The organism is Janthinobacterium longum, from assembly GCF_051380735.1.
Lineage (GTDB): Bacteria > Pseudomonadota > Gammaproteobacteria > Burkholderiales > Burkholderiaceae_D > Janthinobacterium.
The window spans coordinates 223,267-244,984 of sequence record NZ_JBNYXQ010000004.1; the positions used below are offsets into that span (position 1 = coordinate 223,267).

Consider the following 21,718-nt stretch of genomic DNA (forward strand, 5'->3'; position numbering starts at 1 on the left):
TATCACCATGAACAAAATCGTATTTGCCATCGCCGCCATTTTCGTTTCTGCTTCCGGTCTGACCCACGCGCAGGAAGCCAAACCGGACAATGAAACGAGCTTCAACATTGCCGGCGTGTCGGACTACCGCTACCGCGGCATTTCGCAAACCCGTTTGAAGCCGGCGCTGCAGGGCGGTGTGGATTACGTCAACAACCCAACCGGCCTGTATGTGGGCGCCTGGGCATCGACCATCAAATGGACCAAGGATGCCGGCGGCAGCGGCAACGTGGAAGTTGATCTGTATGCGGGCAAGCGTGGCCAGGTCACTGCCGATATCGCTTATGACGTCGGCGTGCTGGCCTATGTGTATGCCGACAACGGCCTGAAACACGTAGCCGGTTTTGCCGATGCGGATACCCAGGAAGTCTATGGCCAGCTGTCGTACGGCCCTGCGTATATCAAGTATTCGCACGCCTTCTCTAACCTGTTCGGAATTGTCGACAGCAAGAACAGCGGCTACCTCGATCTTGGCGCGAATGTCGATCTTACCAACGGCTGGACCGGCAACCTGCATGCGGGCCACCAGAAGGTGCGCAACAACGATGCCTCCAGCTACACAGACTGGAAAGTGGGCGTGACGCGCGACTTCGGCGTGGTCACCGGCGCGCTGGCCGTGATCGGCACCAACGCCGGCAAGACCGCCTACGCCTCGCCCGTGAATGGCAAATTCATGGGCAAGACAGCGTTGATACTGACGGTCAGCAAAGTGTTTTAAGCGACCCCTGCCAGCACGGCAGGGCCAGCATCGGTTCCAGCGCCTGCGCCAGTTTTTGCTGGCCGGCGCCGGACATCGGTGTCATCGGCAGGCGCAGCTCGTCGTGTAGCTTGCCCTGCATCGCCAGTGCCGCCTTGATCGGGCCGGGGTTAGGTTCTGCGAACAGCAGGCGTATGGCAGGCAGCATGGTCTTGAACAAGGCGCAGGCATCGGCGTGGCGGTTGGCTTTCACCAGGTCGTACAGCTGGGCATACAGGTCGGGACGCACCTGGGCGGCGGCCGACATGGCGCCATGTGCGCCCATCGACAGGCTGGCCAGCAGCAGCGCATCGTCGCCGCACAGCACGTCGAGGTGGGTGTCGCGCAGCAGCTGGCCGAACTGGTCCAGCTGCCCGCCCGCTTCCTTGATGGCGACAAAGTGCGAGTCGCGCGCCAGCAGCGCCGCCGTCGCCGTCGTGATCTGCACGCCGGTGCGGGCCGGCACGTTGTACAGCACGATGGAATGGTCGGTGGCAGCGGCTATCGCCTGGAAGTGGCGCACGATGCCTTCCTGCGACGGGCGCACATAGGCCGGCGCCGAGATCAGCAGGCCAGCCAGCGGGTGGTCGTGATAGCGCTGCACGGCAGCCGTGACGGCGCGCGTGTCGCTGCCGCCTATGCCCATCACGACCGGAAAGTGTGGGCCGACCGCTTCGAGCACGCTATCCAACAGCCTGCCCTGTTCGGCCTGGCTCAGCATGGCCGCCTCGCCAGTGGTGCCGCACACCACCAGGCCGTTGACGCCGCTGGCGGCCAGTTCGCTGGCCAGACGCTGGGCGGCGTCGAAGTCGATCGCGCCATCGCGAAACGGCGTGACCATCGGCACCCAGATACCCTGGAAGTGCGCCGTGATGCGCTCGCAAGACATCGCGTGTTCACACGCATACTGGTTCATTGCACACCACCGTGGCATGGACGATCCTGGCAAATGCGCCCAAATTCGGCCGCCGGCAGCGAGCGCATCACCGCGTCCATCGTCAGGCGCAGCGCCGGCTCGGTCACGCACAGATCCACTCGCATGCGCTCGGCATGGTCGACTGCCACGACCCGCATGAACGACAGCATCGCGCCGCAGGTCTTGAACACCAGCTGGCGCAGCGCCGACAGACATTCTTTATCGACCGTGATATGGATTAGAAAAGTGGCTTGGCGTAAGGACGTATCCATGGAAATGGTGCTTTGCAGCGGTGGTTGAGATGCAATCGAGGTTAGCAGCGGGAATGTAAAGATGGTCTAAAAAGCGTGATCGCGGGCGTAAACGACGTGTATTTATTTGCCTGGTGAGCATAGTGATCGCTTGCATTTTGCTTGCCGTGCGCAATAACATGGGTTGGGGCTGGAGGACCGCTTGTCACGAGAAGCCGTGTTCAGCGTTATCTGCTTTGACAGCTTGCCTGATGCTTATCAAGTTATTAAGGAAAAGATGAAACGCCCGATTGTTACAGGTTTTCTGGTGCTCCTCGCGGTAGTGCTCATTGCTGCTGGGGTGCGGCTTAAGCGAGAGGTGTCCATAGATGGCTGCCTGGACCGTGGTGGGCAGTGGAATTACGACGTTGCTGCTTGCGAAGGGACATCTGAATAGGTGACTTGGGCGAAACAGGGCGGGTTCCTGAAACTGGAATCGGTGCTGGCATGCAAACACGGCCAAGTGGCAGTGGGGCCTGGCGCAGACATAGTACCGGCGACAAGAAGCAGCCAGGATACCCGATGTCGCAGTTATGCTCCGCAACTACGTTTTTGTTACAAAATTGAATCGTGCTTTATGGAACGGAGGTTTATATTGAAACCGTCTCCGCCATCCAGCAAGTCACGCCATGTCAGACGAAAAAATTCCGCCCATTGTTTCTCCCGCCACGCCTGCTGCGTCGGTGCGCCCCGACCGCGTGGGCCGCGCGTCCGATGCCGATGAACGCGATCGCCGCTCGCGCGAGGCGCCGCCGCGCTATCTGAAGGATAACGACACGCCGTTTGCGCTGGCCTGGCGCGTGCTGACGTCGCGCTACCGTTCGATGCGCGACAAGGCGGGACGCGACTTTATGCGGCGCACTTTGCGCATCGGTATTTCGGCGCGCATTTTTCATCCGGAGCCGGGCGCCACCGGTCTGCGCAGCAAGAATCTGCAGTACCTGGAAGAGTCGATCGCGCAGTGGGTGATGTCGCGCGATGTGCTGGTATTCATGATCCCGACCGTTAATACCAGTGGCTTGCTCCATCCCAGCAATATCACCTTGCGCCACTACGCGCGCCACCTCGATGGCCTGGTGTTGCAGGGCGGGGCGGATGTGTCGCCGCAGACGTATTCGGAAGCGGCCACCCGGCCCGAATGGAGCGGCGACCGCGCGCGCGACCTGTATGAACTGGAGCTGTTGCATGAATTCGTCGATGCGGGCAAACCTGTGCTGGGCATCTGCCGTGGCTGCCAGCTGATCAACGTGGGCTTTGGTGGCACCTTGTACCAGGATATCGCCTCGGACGTGGAGGGCGCATCCTCGCATGTGAACGATCTGTATGACCGCCACCGCCATACCATCGTGTTCCCGAAAGGCTCAACCCTGGCCGGGATGTTTCCGAAGGCGGGCGAGGCCCTGGTCAATTCGATCCACCACCAGTCGGTAAAAGACCTGGGGCGCGATATCACGGTGGAAGCGTATTCGCATGGCGACAATATCGTCGAGGCGATTCGCTACCAGCGTGCGCGTTTCGTGATGGGCCTGCAGTGGCACCCTGAATTCCATTCGGCCGGCGGCGTCGAGCTGCTCGATTGCACGCCGATACTCGATAATTTTTTGCGCGCCGCGCGGGAGACCCGATTTTGATTACGCGCCGTGATGTCCTTGGCTCCCTGTTGATGCTGCCGTTTGCCGGTGCGTTTGCGGCGCCGCGCAGCACTGCACAGCCGTTTGCGCTGACCTCCCCGGCACGGGCAGCGGCCCTGAAGACGCAGGTGCCGTCCAAGGTGGCAATGCAGGTGACCCGTGCTGCGCAAAAGGCCGTGGACCGGCCCGTACATATGATGGCCGAGGTACGTACCGGCGGCCTGCTCAACGGCGAAGGCGGGCGCAAGGAGAGCCAGCAGGCGCAGGAAGACTGGCGCCAGGCGCGGTTGCAGGCGCTGGCCTGGCGGCTGTCGGGCGAAGCGGCTTGCCTGGACAATGCACGCAAGCTGGTACTGGCCTGGAGCCGTGGCTATCAGCCCTCGTTCAGCCCCGTCGACGAGACCGAATTGGCCAGCCTGTTGATGGGCGTGGATCTGATCCAGGAACGCCTGAGCGGCAGCGAGCGCGAACAGGTGCAGGCGTTTTGCCGCACCCTGGCGAGCGGCTACCTCAGCGATCCGATCAAGGTGGGCGGGCCGTCGACGGCCCGCAATAACTGGCACAGCCACCGCATCAAGATCGGCACGGCGGCAGCGTATTTGTCTGGCGATGCGGCGCTGGTCGCGCGCGCCAGGGAACGCTTTATGGCCCATGTACCACGCAATATCGGTGAAGGCGGCGTACCGTTCGACTTCGAGCAGCGCGACGCCCTGCATTACACCACCTACAGCCTGGAACCCTTGCTGACAGCGGCGCTGATGGCGAAGCAGCATGGCGATGACTGGTTCGCAGACCCCGCTGCGCGGCGCTTGAAAGAGGCGCTGGCCTGGCTGACGCCGTATGCGCAAGGGAAAAAAACGCACGAGGAGTTCGCCAACAGCGCCGTACCGTTCGACCGCAAGCGCGTGGCGGCGAAACAGAAGGGATTCACCGGCAACTGGGATCGCACGGGTGCGGCCAATGTATACTTGCTGGCGTCGCGCTTAGATGAATCTTATGCGCCGCTGGCGCGCGAACTGCAGCCGCCGGCCTGGGCGCAGGCACTGTTCTGATCAATAAACCATCGGTTCGCCCCGGAAGCAGCGGATGGCCGAATCGACCATGCCCTCGGCGCTGCCCCGTACATGGCGCTGCTTGCGCAGATACTGTGCGTCGCTCCACTGCTTGGCCACGTCGGACAAATGCTTCAGCGCCTGCGTGCTGCCCAGCGCTTCGCCGTGCGGTTCCATCTTGCGCAGGGTGGTCATGATGTCTTCGCGCAGCGACATGGTTTCGTAGGTTTTCGGGTGCGTGATGGCGCCGTCCAGGCCGAAGCGGCAGGCCTGGAAGCGATTGTAGTTGTAGACCAGATAGTCGTCTTCCACCGGAGGCGCTTCCTTGCGTTCGAGCAGGTAGCGGCACAGCGCCTGCAGGTAGGCGGCCAGCGCGGCGGCCCGTTCCACCGTCAAGGGCGTGTCACATACGCGCAGCTCGATGGTGCCGAATTCCGGCTTGGGACGGATATCCCAGTAAAAATCCTTCATGCTCTTGATGATGCCGGTGTTTTCCATCTTGGCGAAATACACGTTCGAGAACTGCTCCCAGCTCAAGGTGAACGGCGCGCGTCCGCTCATCGGAAACGCGAACACGGAATTCAGGCGGGCCGAATCGAACAGGGTGTCGCGTCCCTGCACGTAAGGCGAAGACGCCGACAGGGCGATAAAGTGGGGTATGTAGCGGTTCAGCGAGTGCAACAAGAACATGGCATCGTCGCCCGAGGCGCAGCCGATATGCACGTGCTGGCCGAAGATGGTGAACTGCTTGGCCAGGTAGCCGTACAGTTCCGAGATCTCCTGGAAGCGCGCCTTGGGAAAAATCTTTTGCGACGACCATTGCTGGAACGGGTGGGTGCCGCCGCCGGCGATGCCGATATTGAGCTTGTCGCCGGCGGTGATCAGGGTGTCGCGGATTTCCTGCAATTGCGCCAGCAGCGGTTCGTGGTGGGTGTGCACGCTCGAATTAATCTCGATCATGCTCTCGGTGATCTCGGGCGTGACATTGCCGGGAAACGGCTTCTTGCCCAGCAAATGCAGCAGGTCGGGGCTGGCCGCTGTCAGGTCGTAGTCCGACAGATTCACCAGTTGCAGTTCGAGTTCGACGCCGAAGGTCAGCGCGGCAGATTGGCCAAAGGGTTCCAGCGGCATTTAGCGCTCCTTGATTTCATGGGTTTCTTTTGCCAGCATCAGCACGCGCTGCACCAGCACGGGGCCGATCACTTCCAGCATCAGCGTGATGGCGGCCAGCGCATTGAGTTCGTCGCCGAAATTCACGCCCAGCTGGCGCGCGTGTTCCAGCAGCAGGATGATAAATACCGACACCGGCGTCAGCGCCACGCCGGTCAGAATGCCCTTGCGCCAGGAGATGCCGCTGACGTGCGAAAATGCGGCCACGCCGACCGTCTTGGCCAGCAAGCGCCCGGCGATCAGCGCGCCGGCCAGCGCCGCGCCGGCCTTTACGCTGGACCATTCCAGGGTCGAGGCGGCGTACACGAACAGCAGCACGGTCAGTAACTCTCCCAGCGCACCGAAGTTGCGCTGCGCCTGGCTGAAGGCCACGCGGCGGTGGCGCGCCACCAGGCCGAAGGTCAGGGTGGCCAGCAGCGGTGACAAGCTGGTGGTATAGGTCAGGGCGACCAGCAGCATGACGGACAAGGCAAACGCCACGGTGGCGTCCTGCGCCATATTGCCAAGGCGGCGCAGCATGGCCGGCACCACGATGCCGAACACGATGCCGGCGCCCACCGAGGCGGCCAGCACGGCGGCGCTACTGCTGGTCGCTTCGATCAGGTCGGTCGAGCTGTAGAACATCCAGAAGCCGACGATAATGTTAAACATGAACACGGCCAGCACGCAGTTGAGCGCCGTCAGGTGCACCAGGCGTTCCGTTACCTGTCCCGAGCTGCGCTCTTCATTGATGACGCGCATGATGGTGGCCGGCGAGGTCGACATCGACAGGGACGCCAGCAGCAGCGCCGTCATGCGCGAGGTATCGAATTCGAGCGCGATGAAATACACGATGGCAAACGTGCCCAGTGCTTCGACCAGGCCGGCCACCGCGATCCACGGATTGTTCTTCAGCCAGCGCAGGTTGATGCGGTAGCCGACCTCGAACAGTATCAAGCCAAACGCCACGTCGGCCAGCACCAGCATCGGGCCCGCTTCCATCTGTGGCAGGATGCCCACCTGAACCTGGGCCAGGATAAAGCCGATCACGCCATAAAAGCTGATGCGCGGCAGGCCGGTCCAGCGGTGGCCGAATTCGCCGATGACCCAGGCCAGCGTAATGGCGAACGGCCACGACAGGTCGGCGGCGATAGCGAGGAGACTGTGCATGCTGATTCCTTTGTAGTAGCGTCGGCACCGGCCGGCAGCGTCAAGGCTGGCGCGGCAAAAACATGGTGCAGCGGTAGTGCATGTGTTGCGATGCCATCATGATGCGCAGATTCTACCGGAGCAGGAGGCGCGCACGATGTACGCAATCGAACGGTGAGGCGGCCATGGCGACCGCGCAGGGGTGCTGCATGGCGGCCTGCTGCCGCCATGGACTTTTTGTTATACGCTTTTACTTACTGAGCAGGCGCATGCCCCGTTCCAGGCCGTCGATCGACAGCGGGAACATACGCTCGTTCATCAACTGGCGCATCACGCCGATCGACTGGCGGTACTGCCACAGGCCTTCCTGCTCGGGATTGAGCCAGATGAATTTCGGGAAGGCAGCCGTGAAACGCGCCAGCCAGACGGAACCGGCTTCCTCGTTGTTGTACTCGACCGAGCCGCCCGGATGCAGGATTTCATACGGGCTCATGGTGGCGTCACCGACGAAAATGAGCTTGGTGTCGGGCGGATATTTGCGCAGCACGTCCCAGGTGGGGAAACGTTCGGCATTGCGGCGCCGGTTGTTCTTCCACAGATAGTCGTAGACGCAGTTATGGAAGTAATAGAACTCCATGTTCTTGAATTCGGTTTTTGCCGCCGAAAACAGTTCCTCGGTGCGCTCGATATGGTCGTCCATGCTGCCGCCCACGTCGAACAGCATCAGGACCTTGATGCGGTTCCTGCGTTCGGCGCGCATCTTGATGTCGAGGTAGCCGGCGTTGTTGGCAGTGGCGGCGATGGTGGCGTCGAGCGCCAGTTCGTCCTGCGCGCCCTCGCGCGCGAACTTGCGCAGGCGGCGCAAGGCCACCTTCAGGTTGCGCGTACCCAGTTCGCGTTCGCCGTCGTAATCCTTGTAGCTGCGCGCTTCCCATACTTTCACTGCCGTGCGGTTGCCGCCCTTGCCGCCGATGCGGATGCCTTCCGGGTTGGTGCCGCCATTGCCGAACGGCGAGGTGCCGCCCGTACCGATCCACTTGCTGCCGCCTTCGTGGCGTTCCTTCTGTTCCTTCAGCAGTTCGTTGAGGCGGTCCATCAGCTTGTCGTAGCCGAATTTTTCCAGTTGCGCCTTTTGTTCATCGCTCAGTTCGCGCCGCATGCGTTTCAACAGCCAGTCGAGCGGGATGGCGGCATTGGTGTCGAACGCCGCATCGATGCCCTTGAAGTACTGCGCAAAGGCGCGGTCGAACTTGTCGAAATGGGCCTCGTCCTTGACCAGGGTCAGGCGCGCCAGGTAATAAAAGTCGTCCATGGAAGCACTGATCACATTCTTTTGCAGCGCTTCCAATAGCGTCAAAAATTCCTTGATCGAGACGGGAATCTTCGCATCCTTGAGCGTGAAAAAGAAGTCGATCAGCACGGGGGGGCTCCGGCACGGGGCAGCGCCACGATCGGCCGCTGCGCCAGCTTGTAGCGCAGGTGAGCCGCGATTTCGGGCCATTCGCCGCGCGTGATGCTGTACATGACGGTGTCGCGCACGGTGCCGTCGCGGCGCAGCGCATGGTGGCGCAGCACGCCGTCCTTTTTCGCGCCCAGCCGTTCGATGGCGGCCTGTGAAGCGTGGTTGAAGTTATCGGTGCGCAGGCCCACCAGCGCGCAATCGAGCGTGTCGAAGGCGTGCGTCAGCAGCAGCAACTTGCAGCTGGTGTTGACATGGCTGCGCTGGCAGTGTTTGGCGTACCAGGTGTAGCCGATTTCCACCCGGCTCACTTCCGGCAGCACGTCGTGGTAGCTGGTGGTGCCCAGCACCTCTCCGCTGGCCGCGTCGAGCACGGCAAAGGCAAAGCGCGAGGGGCGCATTTCGATGGCCTTGAAGATGTACTGCTCGATTTGGTCCGGTTCGGGCACCGATGTCACGCGCAACTGCCACAGCTGGCCGTCGGCGGCTGCCGCGCGCAGGCCTTCGGCGTGGTGCGGTGCCAGCGGTTCGAGGCGGATGCCGTTCAATTCCAGCACCACGGGAGCGATGGTTTTCACGGGCGCTCCTTAGCGGTTGGTGCGCGACATGAACATCAGGCGCTCGAACAGGCTTATGTCCTGCTCGTTTTTCAAGAGCGCGCCGTGCAGCGGCGGCACCACGGTTTTCTGGTCGCCGCTGCGCAGTGCTTCGACCGGGATATCTTCGGCCAGCAGCAGTTTGAGCCAGTCGAGAAATTCCGAGGTCGAGGGTTTCTTTTTCAGGCCTGGCACGTCGCGTACGGCGTAAAAGGTTTGCAGTGCCTGCGCCAGCAATTCCTGTTTCAGATTGGGGTAGTGGACGGCGACGATCTGCTCCATCGTGTCCTTGTCCGGGAATTTGATGTAATGGAAGAAGCAGCGGCGCAAAAAGGCATCCGGCAGTTCTTTTTCGTTGTTCGAGGTAATGATGACCAGCGGGCGATGCAGCGCCTTGACCATCTGGCGCGTTTCATACACATAGAATTCCATGCGGTCGAGTTCGCGCAGCAAGTCGTTGGGGAATTCGATATCGGCCTTGTCGATCTCGTCGATCAGCAGCACCACCGGTTCTGGCGCCGTGAATGCCTGCCACAGCACGCCCTTGACGATGTAGTTCTGAATATCGCGCACGCGTTCGTCGCCCAGTTGCGAGTCGCGCAGGCGCGACACGGCATCGTATTCGTACAGGCCCTGCTGGGCCTTGGTGGTCGACTTGATATGCCACTGCATCAAAGGCATGTTCAGCGCGGCTGCCACTTCTTCGGCCAGCATGGTCTTGCCGGTGCCAGGCTCGCCTTTGATCAGCAGCGGGCGCTGCAGAGTCAGGGCCGCATTCACGGCCAGTTTCAGGTCGGCGGTGGCGACGTAGTTATCGGAGCCTTCGAAGCGGTGGCCTTGCTGTGGGTGCTGTGCTTGCATGAGCGATCCTGCCAAAGTAGGGAAAGACCGAGTATAAACAGAACCGTGGCGCACCGCCACGCCACGCTCTTGTAGCGGTACGCGCACAAGCCGGTTATGCAGGTGGACTTGCAAGAATATCTTGGTTAGAATCGGCAAGGACCAACTTAATTGGCAACCTTAATTGTCAACCTTACTTGTCAACATATAAGATCAAAAAAAACCAGCCTTCGCGTTTCTCCGATTACCTTTGTTCACTTTGTGCCAATATGAAAAAAATAATCGCACTTCTCTTGCTGGCAGGCATCTCGAATGCCGTCACAGCAGCTGACATCGCAGGAAACGCCAAGGCCGGGACAGCCAAGGTGGAAATGTGTATCGGATGCCATGGCATTCCTGGCTACAAAGCCACTTTTCCTGAAGTCTTCCAGGTGCCGATGATAGGCGGGCAATCCGCCAAATATATTGAAAATGCGCTCAAGGCCTACCAGAAGGGCGACCGCAAGCACCCCACCATGAAGGGCATCGCCGCCAGCCTGTCGGACCAGGATATCGCCGACGTGGCGGCCTATTATTCGCAACAAGCCAAGCCCAACTGAGGACCAGCCAGATGAAAAGACTACTCGCCGCCCTGTTGTGCTCGGTAATATCCTGCGCGGCTGTCGCCGCCGGCAATATCAATACGGGCAAGGCCCTGGCCGAAAAATACAGCTGCGCCACCTGCCACGGCAAGGACTACGCCTCGCCGATCGACCCTTCCTACCCCAAGCTGGCCGGCCAGCACCGCGACTACCTGGAACATGCGCTGACCGCCTACAAGCGCGGCGACGCTCCCAACGGGCGCAACAACGCCATCATGACGGGCCAGGTCAAGCCACTGAGCAACCAGGACATCAAGGACCTGGCGGCCTACTTCAACAGCCTGCCGAAAAGCCTGGTCATTCACCGCTGAGGGTTGTTGATCCATCCGAAGCCACGCCGTGGCTTTTCTCATGCAGGGCCAGGAATACGAGGCCGGCGATCAGCGCAATGTTTTTCGTCAGCGGCCCGAAAGGGTGGATCAGGAATTCCGGCAGGAAGACGGCGATCACCAGCGTATAGCCGGCCACCAGCGCGCACTGCGTCCACCATAGCCACGGCCTGGCATGCAACAGCGAGGCGACGCCCATCGCCAGGTCGGCCAGGCAGGATGCGGCAAACACCAGCTCGGTATGCGATGTGATGCCGCTACGGCGCAGCCATGCGAGCGATTCGGCATGCGGATACAGACACCAGGAGACAAACGCCGTCCATAGCCAGATAAAGGCCATGCCGAGACGCATGGCCCAGTATAGCCGTTGCAGGCTGGCTGCTGTCATGGTGCGGGTTTGGCAACCATCAGCCAGTAGACCAGCATGAGCGCGGCAAATGCCGGCACGCCGAGCCAGAACCAGCAGCGCGCATAGGTCCAGTACAGGCGCGGCAGGGGCGTGCCCGTGTCGTCAGCCAGGCGGGCTAGGCTGCGCATGCGGATCTGCAGCCACACCACGGGCAGCCAGCAGGCGCCAGCCAGCGCGTACAGCAGCATCGAGGCGAACACCCAGCCGGACAGTATCGGATAGCCGGCCAGGTGCGCCAGCGCCAGTCCGGACAGCGGCTGGACGATGACTGCCGGAGTTGTGAACAGCCAGTCGGCCAGCACAGTCTTTTCGGCCGACAGGCGGATCGCACGCACCTCGCCGCCCCTGTCGTTGACCCACTTGAAGAAAGCGATGCCGATGCCGGTGCCAAACAGGATGGTGGCGCTGAGGATGTGCAGCCATTTGACGAACAGGTAGCAGCTCATGCCGGTACCTCGGTTACGTCATAGCCTTGCAGCGCGGCCAGGTAGGTTTCCACGGTGAGCAGGCCGACGCAGGGCATCGCACCGCGCGGCAACGGCGCGCCACCGCTGGCGCTGGCCAGGCGGTTCGCCAGCGCTATCGCCGCGCCGCACGGAATATGCGGGCCGTGGTTTTGCGCTGCCAGCAATTGCCATGTCAGTATCAAAGGCAGGCCATCGAGCCCCACCCCTTGCAGCGTGACGAACATCGCGCCCTTGTCGCTGACCAGCGGCTCCACCCAGTGGCTGATGGCGTGTAGCGGCCTGGCCAGTAACAGCAGGCTGCGCAACAGGCCAAGACGCACCAGTTGTGCTGCCGTCCAGACGAACAGATGGCCGGGCGCGCCGGCAAAACCGGCGTGAAAAGTGACGGTGTCGAGGCCCGGATAGCGTTGCGGAAACAGCGTCAGGTCGGGCACGTCGCAACTGCCCAGCAAGCGCCGGCCCACGGGCGCGGCAAAGCGGTGTTGCTTCAGGTCGAGCCAGCCGTGTGTGGTCTCCTGGTTGCCGGCAACCAGGCGCTGGAATGGTTTGCCGCAGTACGAGAAGATGCCGGCCATGGTCGCAATGCCTGGTGCGCGGGCGCCGGAGGCGATGCCATGGCGGATCGATGTGAGCTGGCGAAAGCGCGGCAGGTAGCGCTCCACCACGGCCGATGACAGCGCGGGCAGCGAGCTGGCGCCGCTGGTGACGAAGACACCACGCTGGCGTGCCAGTTCGTCGAGGCTGGCAATGCCGGCGACAAAATCGCGGCCGTCCGCCAGGTCGATATAGTTGGCGCCGGCCTCGATCGCTGCACGGGCAACACGATAATCCTGGCCCTGGAACGGGCCGGCGGTATGGATCAGCGTATCGACACCGAGTTCGGCCAGGCGCCGCGCCAGATCAGGTGCACGGGTATCGAGCGCCATTGCTTGCTGCGACGGCAAGCCCAATTGCGCCGTCAGTGCCGTGGCCCTGGCGGCGTCGCGCCCGGCCACCAGCAGATGGATATCCTGGTTGCCGGCCAGTGCCTCGCAAATGCGCGTGCCGAAGAAACCGTAGCCGCCGAGTACAAGAATGGTGTGATGAGCCAAGATATCCTTCAGTCGATGACTTTCTTGGCAACATGATACTACCTGATCAGCGGCGGCGCACGCAGTCGATATACGCCTCCGTATCTGGCGGCAGACCCGAGCGCTGCGAGGCCCAGATCATCTGGCCCAGGCATTCCATCACTTCGTGCTGGGCCGCGTGGGCCGAATCGAGGCGCTGGGTCAGTTGCTGGACGGCCGTGCGGATGCCGCGCGGCTGGTCGACCTGCACCTGTTCCGTGATCGACAGGTGCATGGACAGGTGCAAAAAGGGATTCGCCTGGCCGCCTTCGACCGAGTAGTCGCGCGCCAGCGCCGCCTCGACGTCGCTGAGTTCGTTTTCATATTCCGGATGATCGAGGATCCAGTCGATCGCGATCGCTTCCATCGGCGACAGGATTTCGCGGGCGCGGTGCTTGCGCAAGGTGTCGCAAAAGAATCGGCGCACATCGTCGGAAGAAGGATTGAACATCGTTTTGGCAGAGGTCTGAAAAGGGCAGGCGGTATTGTACCGCGTACACGTAATCTGTACTCAGGCCCGGTCGATGCGGGCCGCGTAGCAGCCGCGCCGGGCATTGTGCACATGAATATAGCTGACGTCCGGATCGGCAAACAAGCGTCCGATCACGGTTTCCATGGCCGTGCCTTCCACCACGTCAGCATCGAGCATCATGCCATCGGCGTCATAGGCGCGCAGCGACAGCAATCGTATGCGCAGCGACTCCGGCACCTGGTCGAGGGCGTCATAGGGTTGCGTGGCACCCTCGCGGATAAAGATGGCGTGCGAGGCGCGGTAGGGCGTGTTGGCGTCCTGGCAGACATGGTTCAGCAGCAGCACCGTGTCGCCGATTGCCGCGTCGCGCAGTTCGATGCGGTCCGGGTAACCGGGCTGGCTGTCGACCGCCTGTCGGATAATGCCAAGCGTGGCCAGTTCATCGTCGGGCAGGCCGTAATACGGCAGGAAAGGGGCGGGCGACAGGCCGCGAATACGGAAATGCATGCTCAGGCTCCAGTGTTGTCAAACCCTGATCAGACCATGATGCATGCGCGATCGCCATCCGTTTCTTGCTTTCTGCCGGCTCTCTGCACGGCGACATCGGCGCTGTTTTTGACTCCTGCTTACAGGTCATTTAATACTCCAAAGTAAGTGTTATCCACGATCCGGGCGGCCCGGCAAGGGCAACTAACGGTGATAAAATCGCGGTTCTTGATATTTGCTATGGACATTGCCGTCTATTTGTTGCCAGTGTGGCCCCGCGCGAGGGCCTGAACAGCAGCGGCGCCGTATTTTCTTGTCCGCACCATCGCCACCCGCTCGCTGCCGCACTCTGCGGGGCGGCGGCAGCATGCTTCATCACCATCGATTTATGACGATCCTGCCGCTGTTTGCGCTGGAGGGATAGCTGTTTTCCGATGGTCTTGCGCTTGCTGCCCTGGTGGCCTGGAAGAGCCAACCCTCAGTATTCTTAACGGAGTTACCTATGCGTAAATCGCTAATAGTTTTGATGTCGTGCCTGATCCTGGCGGCATGTGACAAGACGCCGCCGGCGTCGACGGACAAGCCGCTCGACGTGCTGCTGATCGGCGCCGGCACCATGAGCGCCACCCTGGGCAGCATGCTCAAGGAACTTGATCCTTCGCTGACGATGGAAATGGTTGAGCGCATGGATTCCGTGTCGGCCGAAAGCTCGGACGCGATGAACAATGCGGGCACGGGCCACTCGGCCTTTGCCGAACTGAACTACACCCCGGAAGCGGCCGATGGCAGCATCGAAACCAAGAAAGCCGTTGCCATTAACGAACAGTTCGAAGTGTCGAAGCAGTTCTGGGCCTATCAGGTGGCCAACAGGCACCTGGGTGCGCCGCAGACCTTCATCAACAATGTGCCGCACATGAGCTTTGTCTGGGGCGACGACAATATCGCTTTCCTGAAGAAGCGCTATGCCGCGCTGCAACAGGAAAACCTGTTCAAGGGCATGCTGTTTTCGGAAGATTTCAAGCAGATCGAACAGTGGGCGCCACTGGTCATGCAAGGCCGTGACAAGAACCAGAAAGTGGCGGCAACCCGCATGGACATCGGTACCGACGTCAATTTCGGCAACCTGACGCGCGGCCTGGTCAAATACCTGACCGACAGCCATGGCATGACCTTGCAGCTGCGTCACGAAGTTGAAGACATCAAGCGCGGCGCCGATGGCGTGTGGAACGTGACCGTCAAGAACCTGGCCGATGGCACCAAAAAGAATGTGCGCGCCAAGTTCGTGTTTATCGGTGCTGGCGGCGGTTCGCTGCCATTGCTGGAAAAATCGGGCATTCCTGAAGCCAAGGGCTTCGGCGGCGTTCCGGTCGGCGGCCAATGGCTGGTGACCACCAATCCGGCTCTGGTCGAAGCCCATGCGGCCAAGGTCTACGGCAAAGCCTCGGTCGGTTCGCCGCCGATGTCGGTGCCGCACCTGGACACCCGTATTATCGATGGCAAGAAAGCGCTGCTGTTTGGCCCGTTCGCTACCTTCTCGACCAAGTTCCTGAAAAACGGCTCGTGGATCGACCTGCCAGCCTCGATCGGCACCGGCAATATCAAGCCGATGCTGCAAGCCGGCTACGACAATATCCCGCTGACCAAATACCTGGTGCAGCAGGTGATGAACTCGCCGGAAGACCGCTTGGCCACGCTGCGCGAATACCTGCCGAACGCCAAGATGGAAGACTGGACCTTGCAGAACGCCGGCCAGCGCGTGCAGATCGTCAAGGATGATCCGGTCAAGGGTGGCTTGCTGCAGTTCGGCACCGAAGTCGTCGGTGCCGCCGATGGCAGCATCGTGGCCCTGCTGGGCGCCTCGCCAGGTGCATCGACTGCGCCGCCAATCATGATCAAGGTGCTGCAAACGGCCTTCAAGGATCGCCTGGCCACGCCGCAATGGCAAGCCAAGATGCTGGAAATGGTGCCGTCGTATGGCCAGAAACTGAACAGTGACCCGGCGCTGGCGAACAAGATCCGCCACTACAGCAGCGATATCCTGGGCCTGAAAGCATTTACGCTGGAAGTGCCTGCAGCGGCGCCAGCGGTAGCGGCAGCGGCAAACTAGGCGCCAGGCTCTGCACAGCCGGCAATAAAAAAAGGGCAGCCTGCGAGGGCTGCCCTTTTTGCATGGGACGCTGGATGGATGCCGCTTACGGCTTGCCGGGCAGAATCAATTCCGGCGTGCAGTTGTCACGGCTGCCTTCCTCGCCGCCCTTGGTTGCTGCCCCAGCCTCTTGCGCACGGGGCGCATGGGGCTGGCGCAAATAGCGCGCGCCATGGCGATGCGGCTGCTGCGTGTTGCCGTTCACGGGCCAGGTCAGGAAGCGGGACAGCTCCTGCAAGGCGCGCTGGTAGACATCACGCTTGAATTCAATCACGACATCGAGCGGGACCCAGTACTCATGCCAGCGCCAGGCGTCGAACTCGGGATGGTCGGTCAGGCGCAGATTGACGTCGTTATCGCGCGCGCACATTCTCAGCAGAAACCAAATCTGCTTCTGGCCACGGTAATGACCACGAATCTCGCGCTTGATGAAGTGGTCCGGCACTTCATAGCGCAGCCAGTCGCGGGTGCGGCCGACAATTTTGACGTGTTCCTGTCTGAGTCCGATTTCCTCTTCAAGTTCGCGAAACATGGCTTGTTCCGGTGTTTCGCCATATTTGATACCGCCTTGCGGAAACTGCCATGAGTGCTCGCGCACCCGCTTGCCCCACCACACCTCGTTCTGGGCGTTTAGCAGGATGATGCCGACGTTGGGCCGAAACCCTTCACGGTCGAGCATAAAACACCTCAAACTTTCTGCGACAGCGCGTCTTTTTTTACATAAATGCCTGCAACTCCGCGTGCCAGTGGTCTTTTCGGGGTGCGAAAAGCGCTGGAATCGCACCAATTGAGCGCATTTGTATAAAGTATGGACGCATCAGCCAGCTAATCCTTTAAAATTAGGTTGATTATAACCCTCTCTTTTTAAAAAGAATTCACCGTTATGCGCGCCTCCCGTTTTTTTATCTCGACACTCAAAGATGCCCCTTCTGACGCGGAAATCGTCAGCCACCAATTGATGATGCGTGCAGGCATGATCAAACGCCTCGGTTCCGGCATCTACACCTACATGCCGATGGGCCTGCGCGTGATCCGCAAAGTGGAAGCCATCGTGCGCGAGGAGATGAACCAGGCCGCCGCCATCGAGCTGCTGATGCCGCTGGTGCAGCCGGCCGAACTGTGGCAGGAGACGGGCCGCTGGGACAAGATGGGCGCTGAACTGATGCGCGTGAAAGACCGCCATGGCCGCGAATACGCGATCCAGCCAACCTCGGAAGAAGTCATCACCGACGTGGTGCGCACCGAAATCAAGTCCTACCGCCAGCTGCCGCTCAATTTTTATCATATCCAGACCAAGTTCCGCGATGAGCGCCGCCCGCGCTTCGGCCTGATGCGCGGCCGCGAATTCACCATGAAGGACGCCTACTCGTTTGACCGCGACCTGGCCGGCATGCAGGCGTCGTACAAGGTCATGTTCGATGCCTACACCCGCATCTTCACGCGCTTTGGCCTGAAGTTCCGCGCGGTGGCGGCCGACAACGGCGCCATCGGCGGCTCCGGCTCGCATGAATTCCACGTCATCGCCCACACCGGCGAAGACGCGCTGGTGTACTGCCCGACCTCCGACTACGCGGCCAATATGGAAGCGGCCGAAGCGCTGCCATTGACCGGCGAGCGTGCCGCTGCAGCCCAGGAACTGACGAAAACGGCCACCCCTGACACCGTAAAATGCGAAGCCGTGGCTGCCTTGCTTGGTATCAACCTGGCCCGCACCGTCAAAACCATCGCCCTGACGGTGGAAACCGAAAAAGACGGCAAGCTCACGAAACAGCATTTCATGCTGCTGCTGCGCGGCGACCATGAACTGAACGAAATCAAGGTCGGCAAGGTCGCCGGCCTGGCCAATCACCGTTTCACGACCGAAGAAGAACTGCTGGAAGTCTACGGTTCGATTCCTGGCTACCTGGGCCCGATCGGCACCAGGCTGCCGGTCACCGTGGTGGCTGACCGCACCGTCGCCCACATGAGCGACTTTGTCTGCGGCGCGAATGAAGCCGGTTTCCACTACACGGGCGCCAACTGGGGCCGTGATTTGCCGGAACCTGCCCTCGTGGCCGACCTGCGCAATGTGGTTGCCGGCGACGCTTCGCCGGACGGCAAGGGCGTGCTGGCGATCGAGCGCGGCATCGAAGTCGGTCACGTGTTCCAGCTGGGCACGGCCTACTCGGAAAGCATGAAAGCCACCTTCCTCGACGAAAACGGCAAGCCTGCACCGCTGCAGATGGGTTGCTACGGCATCGGCATCACGCGCATCCTGGGCGCTGCCATCGAACAGAACTTCGACGACAAGGGCATTATCTGGCCAGCCTCAATCGCGCCATTTGAAGTGGTGCTGTGCCCGATGGGCATGGACCGCAGTGAACTGGTCAAGGAACAGACGGAACAGCTGTACGCGGCCCTGCAAGGCGCTGGCGTCGATGTCATCCTCGATGACCGTGGCCAGCGCCCTGGCGCCATGTTTGCCGACTGGGAGCTGATCGGCGTGCCGCACCGCATCGTGATCGGCGAGCGTGGCCTGAAGGAAGGCAAGCTGGAATACCAGGGCCGCCGCGATACGGAAGCCACGGGCGTGGCGCCAGGCGACATGGTTGCCTTTATCCAGGCCAAAATGGCGCAGTGAGTCGCATGCCTGTACTGAAAACGGCCGGCGCGCTCGCGCTGGCCGCCTGCCTGGCCTGCGCCCCGCTTGCGCAGGCCGGCAACCAGAAGGAAGAGGCGCTGGCCGATTCGGTCCGCCTGGCGCTGTCGCATGCGATCCGCGACGAGCGTCCACCACAACCCACCTTTGCCAATCCACTTGACCAGCAACGCTACCAGCAATGGCTGGCGCAGATGTCGCAGCGGCTGCAGCGCAAACTGCCGGACGCCCAGCTGCGCACGGAATTTCTGGAAACCGTCTGGTACGAAGCGCGCCGCGCGGGCCTGGAGCCGGCGCTGGTGCTGGGCCTGATACAGGTCGAGTCGAACTACCGCAAATATGCCGTCTCGCTGGCCGGTGCGCGTGGCTACATGCAGGTGATGCCATTCTGGACCGGTGTTATCGGCGACCATGACCGCAGCAAGCTGTTTCACATGCAGACCAACTTGCGCTATGGCTGCGCGATTTTGCGCATGTATCTGGATATGGAAAAGGGGGATTTGTATCTGGCGCTGGGGCGGTATAACGGTAGCCGGGGACGGGCCGAGTATCCGAATGCGGTGCGGGCGGCGTGGAGAAACTGGGAGTTCAAATAAAGGCCGGGGTCAGACCCCCTCGACCGGCAGCGCAAGCCTCTGATTTAGCGGCACTGAGGGTCTGACCCCCAAAAAAATACCCCGCTCGCAGTAAAGCGGCGGGGTACTCGCTCGGCCAATGCGCCGGCGGGTAGCTGATTATTTCAAATGATCGGAGATGAGCTTCGTCATTTCAAACATGGAGACTTGGGCCTTGCCGCCAAAAACGGCTTTCAGTTTGTCGTCTGCATTGATCATGCGGCGGTTGGCCGGATCTTGCAGGTCGAGTTTTTTGATGTAATCCCAGACCTTCTTGGTCACTTCAGTGCGCGGCAGTGGTGCTGCGCCAACGACGGCTGCCAGTTCGGTGGACGGCGTCATTGCTTTCATGAAGGCTGCGTTTGGCTTGCGTGGTGTTGCCGGTGCTGCCGCTTTCTTCGCCGCTGCCGGTTTCGCAGCCGGTTTGGCTGCGGGTTTTGCCGCTGGTGCGGCTTTGGCTGCGGGTGCTGCTTTCTTGGCGGCTGCAGGTTTGGCTGCTGCCGCTTTGGCTGGCGCTGCTACTGGGGTTTTTTTGGCTGTTGCCATCTTCGAGCCTCCTTAACAAACACATGGGAAATTGCGCAATTAATCGCACGGCTAATATTGGTGGGGATTTACACAGTATGCAAGCGATTTTCACGTTTTCACGAGGAAAAAGCAGTGAAATCCTCCCTCTGTCGCCCGGGCGCAGCCTGGAAGGACATGGAAGAGTGTTTTTGCCTGAAAACGGCATGCTTGCTGGCTATGCGGCGAGAGGGAGTGCCGGGCTGAGGAAAATGCCGCCCGGCATTATTTAACATATCGTTTTACTGCTTTTTGACCTGTCTTCAGGCGTCTCTAAGGCGTTCAAAATCGTCGCGAGCGGATGTGATTTGTGGCCGAGAAGCGCAGCCGTACGAAAGTACGGTGAGCATCGTCGGCCGCAAAGCGCACCGCGCAGCAGATTTTGAAGCCTTACTTCAGGCCGGGCATCATGCCCTTCATGGAGCGCATCATCTTCATCATGCCGCCGCCCGACAATTTCTTCATCATTGTCTGCATCTGTTCAAACTGGTTCAGCATGCGGTTCACTTCCTGTACCTGCACGCCGGCGCCGGCGGCGATGCGGCGCTTACGGGTGGCCTTGATCAGTTCAGGCTTGGCGCGTTCCTGTGGCGTCATCGAGTCGATAATGCCGCACATGCGCCGTACCTGCTTGTCTGCCTGGTCCATGTTCTTGCCGCCGGCGGCCTGCTGGAATTGCGCCGGCAATTTGTCCATCAGGTTGGCCATGCCGCCCATTTTCTTCATTTGACCCAGTTGCGCTTTGAAGTCGTTCATGTCGAACTTGCCGCCGACCTTCATCTTCTGCGCCAGGTCCGCCGCCGCCTTGCTGTCGACGCCCTTGCGCGCTTCTTCGACCAGCGCCAGGATGTCGCCCATGCCCAGAATACGGTTGGCCATGCGGGTCGGGTCGAACGCTTCCAGGCCGTCGAGTTTTTCCGAGACACCGGCAAACTTGATCGGTTTGCCAGTAATGTGGCGCACCGACAGGGCGGCACCGCCGCGCGCATCGCCATCGAGCTTGGTCAGCACGATACCGGTCAGCGGCAGCGCATCGTTGAAGGCCTTGGCCGTGTTGATGGCATCCTGGCCCAGCATGGCGTCGACCACGAACAGGGTTTCGATCGGTTTCACGGCCGCGTGAACGGCAGCGATTTCGCGCATCATCTCTTCGTCGATACCGAGACGGCCGGCCGTATCGATGATCAGCACATCGTGATAATGCTTCTTGGCCCAGTCCAGCGCGGCCAGCGCGATATCGACCGGTTTGTCATTGGCGGTGGAGGGGAAGAAGTCGGCGCCGACCTGGCTGGTCACCGATTGCAGCTGGGCGATCGCGGCAGGACGATACACGTCGGCCGAGACGGTCAGCACTTTCTTCTTTTTTTCTTCCTTCAGGTATTTCGCCAGCTTGCCGACGGTGGTGGTTTTACCCACACCTTGCAGACCGGCCATCAAAATAATGGCGGGCGGCTGCTGCGCAAAGCTGATCTGCGACGCTTCGGGGCCAAGGTCGGCGCCCATGATGGCGGCCAGCTCGCGCTGCACCACGCCAACCAGCGCCTGGCCCGGCGACAGCGAAGAAAGCACTTCCTCGCCCATGGATTTTTCCTTGACGCGGGCGATGAATTCGCGCACGGCGGGCAGGGCGACGTCGGCCTCGAGCAGCGCCAGGCGCACTTCGCGCAGCATTTCGGCAGTGTTGGTTTCGGTCAGGCGCGCCTCGCCGCGCATGGTCTTGACGACTTTGGCAAGCCGTTGGGTAAGATTATCTAGCATGATGAACCTGCAGTGGAAAGCTTGGAGTGGGCGGCGCGAAGCCGGACGATGGCCGCCATTTTACTCTATCGCGTGGCTGTCACGGATCGTGGTCTGCTGACCTTGCTGCAGTAATTGATATTTCAAAGACATAAATAATTTGTTGCTCCAGCTTCAACACACGGTACTATCTCTGCATAATAAAAAAGCAGTGTTTCCTTGCCTGCAAGCCAGGCATCCCATCACCGT

Annotated in this window: 24 protein-coding genes; 9 read left to right on the forward strand and 15 right to left on the reverse strand. The window is 61.0% G+C overall.

Going from position 1 to position 21,718, the window contains the following annotated elements:
- Nucleotides 1-7: 7 nt before the first annotated feature.
- Nucleotides 8-757 (forward strand): TorF family putative porin, encoded by a 750-nt coding sequence (locus ACQ4WM_RS13745; protein WP_436547229.1) that lies wholly within the window; start codon nucleotides 8-10, stop codon nucleotides 755-757.
- Here the strand turns inward: ACQ4WM_RS13745 and dapA are convergent.
- A complete protein-coding gene (gene dapA, locus ACQ4WM_RS13750) occupies nucleotides 741-1,691 on the reverse strand; it encodes a 4-hydroxy-tetrahydrodipicolinate synthase (protein WP_436547230.1) in 951 nt (316 codons plus the stop codon). The genes ACQ4WM_RS13745 and dapA overlap by 17 nt on opposite strands.
- Complete coding sequence (locus tag ACQ4WM_RS13755) at nucleotides 1,688-1,963, reverse strand: hypothetical protein (protein ID WP_436547231.1); 276 nt, start codon at nucleotides 1,961-1,963, stop codon at nucleotides 1,688-1,690. Before ACQ4WM_RS13755 ends, dapA begins: the two co-directional genes overlap by 4 nt.
- A 181-nt stretch (nucleotides 1,964-2,144) precedes the next feature.
- Between ACQ4WM_RS13755 and ACQ4WM_RS13760 the strand changes: the two genes are divergently transcribed.
- The 3 genes from ACQ4WM_RS13760 to ACQ4WM_RS13770 all read left to right on the forward strand — a co-directional run bounded on the left by ACQ4WM_RS13760 (nucleotide 2,145) and on the right by ACQ4WM_RS13770 (nucleotide 4,664).
- Entirely contained in the window at nucleotides 2,145-2,378 is a 234-nt protein-coding gene (locus tag ACQ4WM_RS13760) for a hypothetical protein (protein ID WP_436547232.1), read from the forward strand.
- A 232-nt stretch (nucleotides 2,379-2,610) separates the two neighbouring features.
- On the forward strand, nucleotides 2,611-3,612 hold the full coding sequence (locus ACQ4WM_RS13765) for a gamma-glutamyl-gamma-aminobutyrate hydrolase family protein (RefSeq protein ID WP_436547233.1): 1,002 nt from the start codon (nucleotides 2,611-2,613) through the stop codon (nucleotides 3,610-3,612).
- Nucleotides 3,609-4,664, forward strand: a complete 1,056-nt coding sequence (locus ACQ4WM_RS13770; protein ID WP_436547234.1) for an alginate lyase family protein — start codon at nucleotides 3,609-3,611, stop codon at nucleotides 4,662-4,664. The genes ACQ4WM_RS13765 and ACQ4WM_RS13770 overlap by 4 nt, the downstream gene beginning before the upstream one ends.
- Here the strand turns inward: ACQ4WM_RS13770 and ACQ4WM_RS13775 are convergent, their stop codons facing one another.
- The 5 genes from ACQ4WM_RS13775 to ACQ4WM_RS13795 all read right to left on the reverse strand — a co-directional run bounded on the left by ACQ4WM_RS13775 (nucleotide 4,665) and on the right by ACQ4WM_RS13795 (nucleotide 9,878).
- Nucleotides 4,665-5,795, reverse strand: a complete 1,131-nt coding sequence (locus ACQ4WM_RS13775) for a YbdK family carboxylate-amine ligase (RefSeq protein ID WP_436547235.1) — start codon at nucleotides 5,793-5,795, stop codon at nucleotides 4,665-4,667.
- Nucleotides 5,796-6,983 (reverse strand): cation:proton antiporter, encoded by a 1,188-nt coding sequence (locus ACQ4WM_RS13780; protein ID WP_436547236.1) that lies wholly within the window; start codon nucleotides 6,981-6,983, stop codon nucleotides 5,796-5,798.
- Nucleotides 6,984-7,212: 229 nt separating this feature from the next.
- Nucleotides 7,213-8,382 carry a vWA domain-containing protein gene (locus ACQ4WM_RS13785; RefSeq protein ID WP_436547237.1) on the reverse strand — a complete coding sequence of 390 codons (1,170 nt, stop codon included), beginning with the start codon at nucleotides 8,380-8,382 and terminating at the stop codon, nucleotides 7,213-7,215.
- Nucleotides 8,376-8,999, reverse strand: a complete 624-nt coding sequence (locus ACQ4WM_RS13790) for a GNAT family N-acetyltransferase (protein WP_436547238.1) — start codon at nucleotides 8,997-8,999, stop codon at nucleotides 8,376-8,378. The genes ACQ4WM_RS13785 and ACQ4WM_RS13790 overlap by 7 nt, the downstream gene beginning before the upstream one ends.
- Nucleotides 9,000-9,008: 9 nt before the next feature.
- Complete coding sequence (locus ACQ4WM_RS13795; RefSeq protein ID WP_436547239.1) at nucleotides 9,009-9,878, reverse strand: AAA family ATPase; 870 nt, start codon at nucleotides 9,876-9,878, stop codon at nucleotides 9,009-9,011.
- A gap of 248 nt (nucleotides 9,879-10,126) precedes the next feature.
- On the opposite strand from ACQ4WM_RS13795, the gene ACQ4WM_RS13800 reads away from it, so the two are divergent.
- Complete coding sequence (locus ACQ4WM_RS13800) at nucleotides 10,127-10,456, forward strand: c-type cytochrome (protein WP_436547367.1); 330 nt, start codon at nucleotides 10,127-10,129, stop codon at nucleotides 10,454-10,456.
- A gap of 11 nt (nucleotides 10,457-10,467) precedes the next feature.
- Nucleotides 10,468-10,809 carry a c-type cytochrome gene (locus tag ACQ4WM_RS13805; protein ID WP_436547240.1) on the forward strand — a complete coding sequence of 114 codons (342 nt, stop codon included), beginning with the start codon at nucleotides 10,468-10,470 and terminating at the stop codon, nucleotides 10,807-10,809.
- On the opposite strand, the gene ACQ4WM_RS13810 is transcribed toward ACQ4WM_RS13805, so the two are convergent.
- From ACQ4WM_RS13810 to ACQ4WM_RS13830, 5 genes are read right to left on the reverse strand one after another with little or no spacing between them, the layout of a single operon-like run.
- Entirely contained in the window at nucleotides 10,796-11,215 is a 420-nt protein-coding gene (locus tag ACQ4WM_RS13810; RefSeq protein WP_436547241.1) for a DoxX-like family protein, read from the reverse strand. The genes ACQ4WM_RS13805 and ACQ4WM_RS13810 overlap by 14 nt on opposite strands.
- Entirely contained in the window at nucleotides 11,212-11,682 is a 471-nt protein-coding gene (locus ACQ4WM_RS13815) for a DUF2269 family protein (RefSeq protein WP_436547242.1), read from the reverse strand. Before ACQ4WM_RS13815 ends, ACQ4WM_RS13810 begins: the two co-directional genes overlap by 4 nt.
- Nucleotides 11,679-12,794, reverse strand: coding sequence for a saccharopine dehydrogenase family protein (locus ACQ4WM_RS13820; RefSeq protein ID WP_436547243.1), 1,116 nt, complete (start codon nucleotides 12,792-12,794; stop codon nucleotides 11,679-11,681). The genes ACQ4WM_RS13815 and ACQ4WM_RS13820 overlap by 4 nt, the downstream gene beginning before the upstream one ends.
- A 46-nt stretch (nucleotides 12,795-12,840) precedes the next feature.
- Nucleotides 12,841-13,263, reverse strand: a complete 423-nt coding sequence (locus ACQ4WM_RS13825) for a DUF1841 family protein (protein WP_436547244.1) — start codon at nucleotides 13,261-13,263, stop codon at nucleotides 12,841-12,843.
- 60 nt (nucleotides 13,264-13,323) lie between these two features.
- Complete coding sequence (locus ACQ4WM_RS13830) at nucleotides 13,324-13,791, reverse strand: DUF1203 domain-containing protein (protein WP_436547245.1); 468 nt, start codon at nucleotides 13,789-13,791, stop codon at nucleotides 13,324-13,326.
- Between the two features lie 481 nt (nucleotides 13,792-14,272).
- Between ACQ4WM_RS13830 and mqo the strand changes: the two genes are divergently transcribed.
- Nucleotides 14,273-15,877, forward strand: a complete 1,605-nt coding sequence (mqo, locus tag ACQ4WM_RS13835) for a malate dehydrogenase (quinone) (protein WP_436547246.1) — start codon at nucleotides 14,273-14,275, stop codon at nucleotides 15,875-15,877.
- 85 nt (nucleotides 15,878-15,962) lie between these two features.
- Here the strand turns inward: mqo and ACQ4WM_RS13840 are convergent, their stop codons facing one another.
- Complete coding sequence (locus ACQ4WM_RS13840; RefSeq protein WP_436547247.1) at nucleotides 15,963-16,595, reverse strand: RNA pyrophosphohydrolase; 633 nt, start codon at nucleotides 16,593-16,595, stop codon at nucleotides 15,963-15,965.
- A gap of 204 nt (nucleotides 16,596-16,799) precedes the next feature.
- Between ACQ4WM_RS13840 and ACQ4WM_RS13845 the strand changes: the two genes are divergently transcribed.
- Nucleotides 16,800-18,536, forward strand: coding sequence for a proline--tRNA ligase (locus ACQ4WM_RS13845; RefSeq protein WP_436547248.1), 1,737 nt, complete (start codon nucleotides 16,800-16,802; stop codon nucleotides 18,534-18,536).
- 5 nt (nucleotides 18,537-18,541) lie between these two features.
- Nucleotides 18,542-19,150, forward strand: coding sequence for a lytic transglycosylase domain-containing protein (locus ACQ4WM_RS13850; RefSeq protein WP_436547249.1), 609 nt, complete (start codon nucleotides 18,542-18,544; stop codon nucleotides 19,148-19,150).
- Nucleotides 19,151-19,288: 138 nt separating this feature from the next.
- Here ACQ4WM_RS13850 and ACQ4WM_RS13855 read toward each other — a convergent pair whose 3' ends face one another.
- Together ACQ4WM_RS13855 and ffh are read right to left on the reverse strand one after the other, a co-directional pair.
- Nucleotides 19,289-19,714 (reverse strand): SWIB/MDM2 domain-containing protein, encoded by a 426-nt coding sequence (locus ACQ4WM_RS13855; protein ID WP_436547250.1) that lies wholly within the window; start codon nucleotides 19,712-19,714, stop codon nucleotides 19,289-19,291.
- A 408-nt stretch (nucleotides 19,715-20,122) separates the two neighbouring features.
- Entirely contained in the window at nucleotides 20,123-21,490 is a 1,368-nt protein-coding gene (ffh, locus tag ACQ4WM_RS13860) for a signal recognition particle protein (RefSeq protein WP_436547251.1), read from the reverse strand.
- Nucleotides 21,491-21,718: the final 228 nt, after the last annotated feature.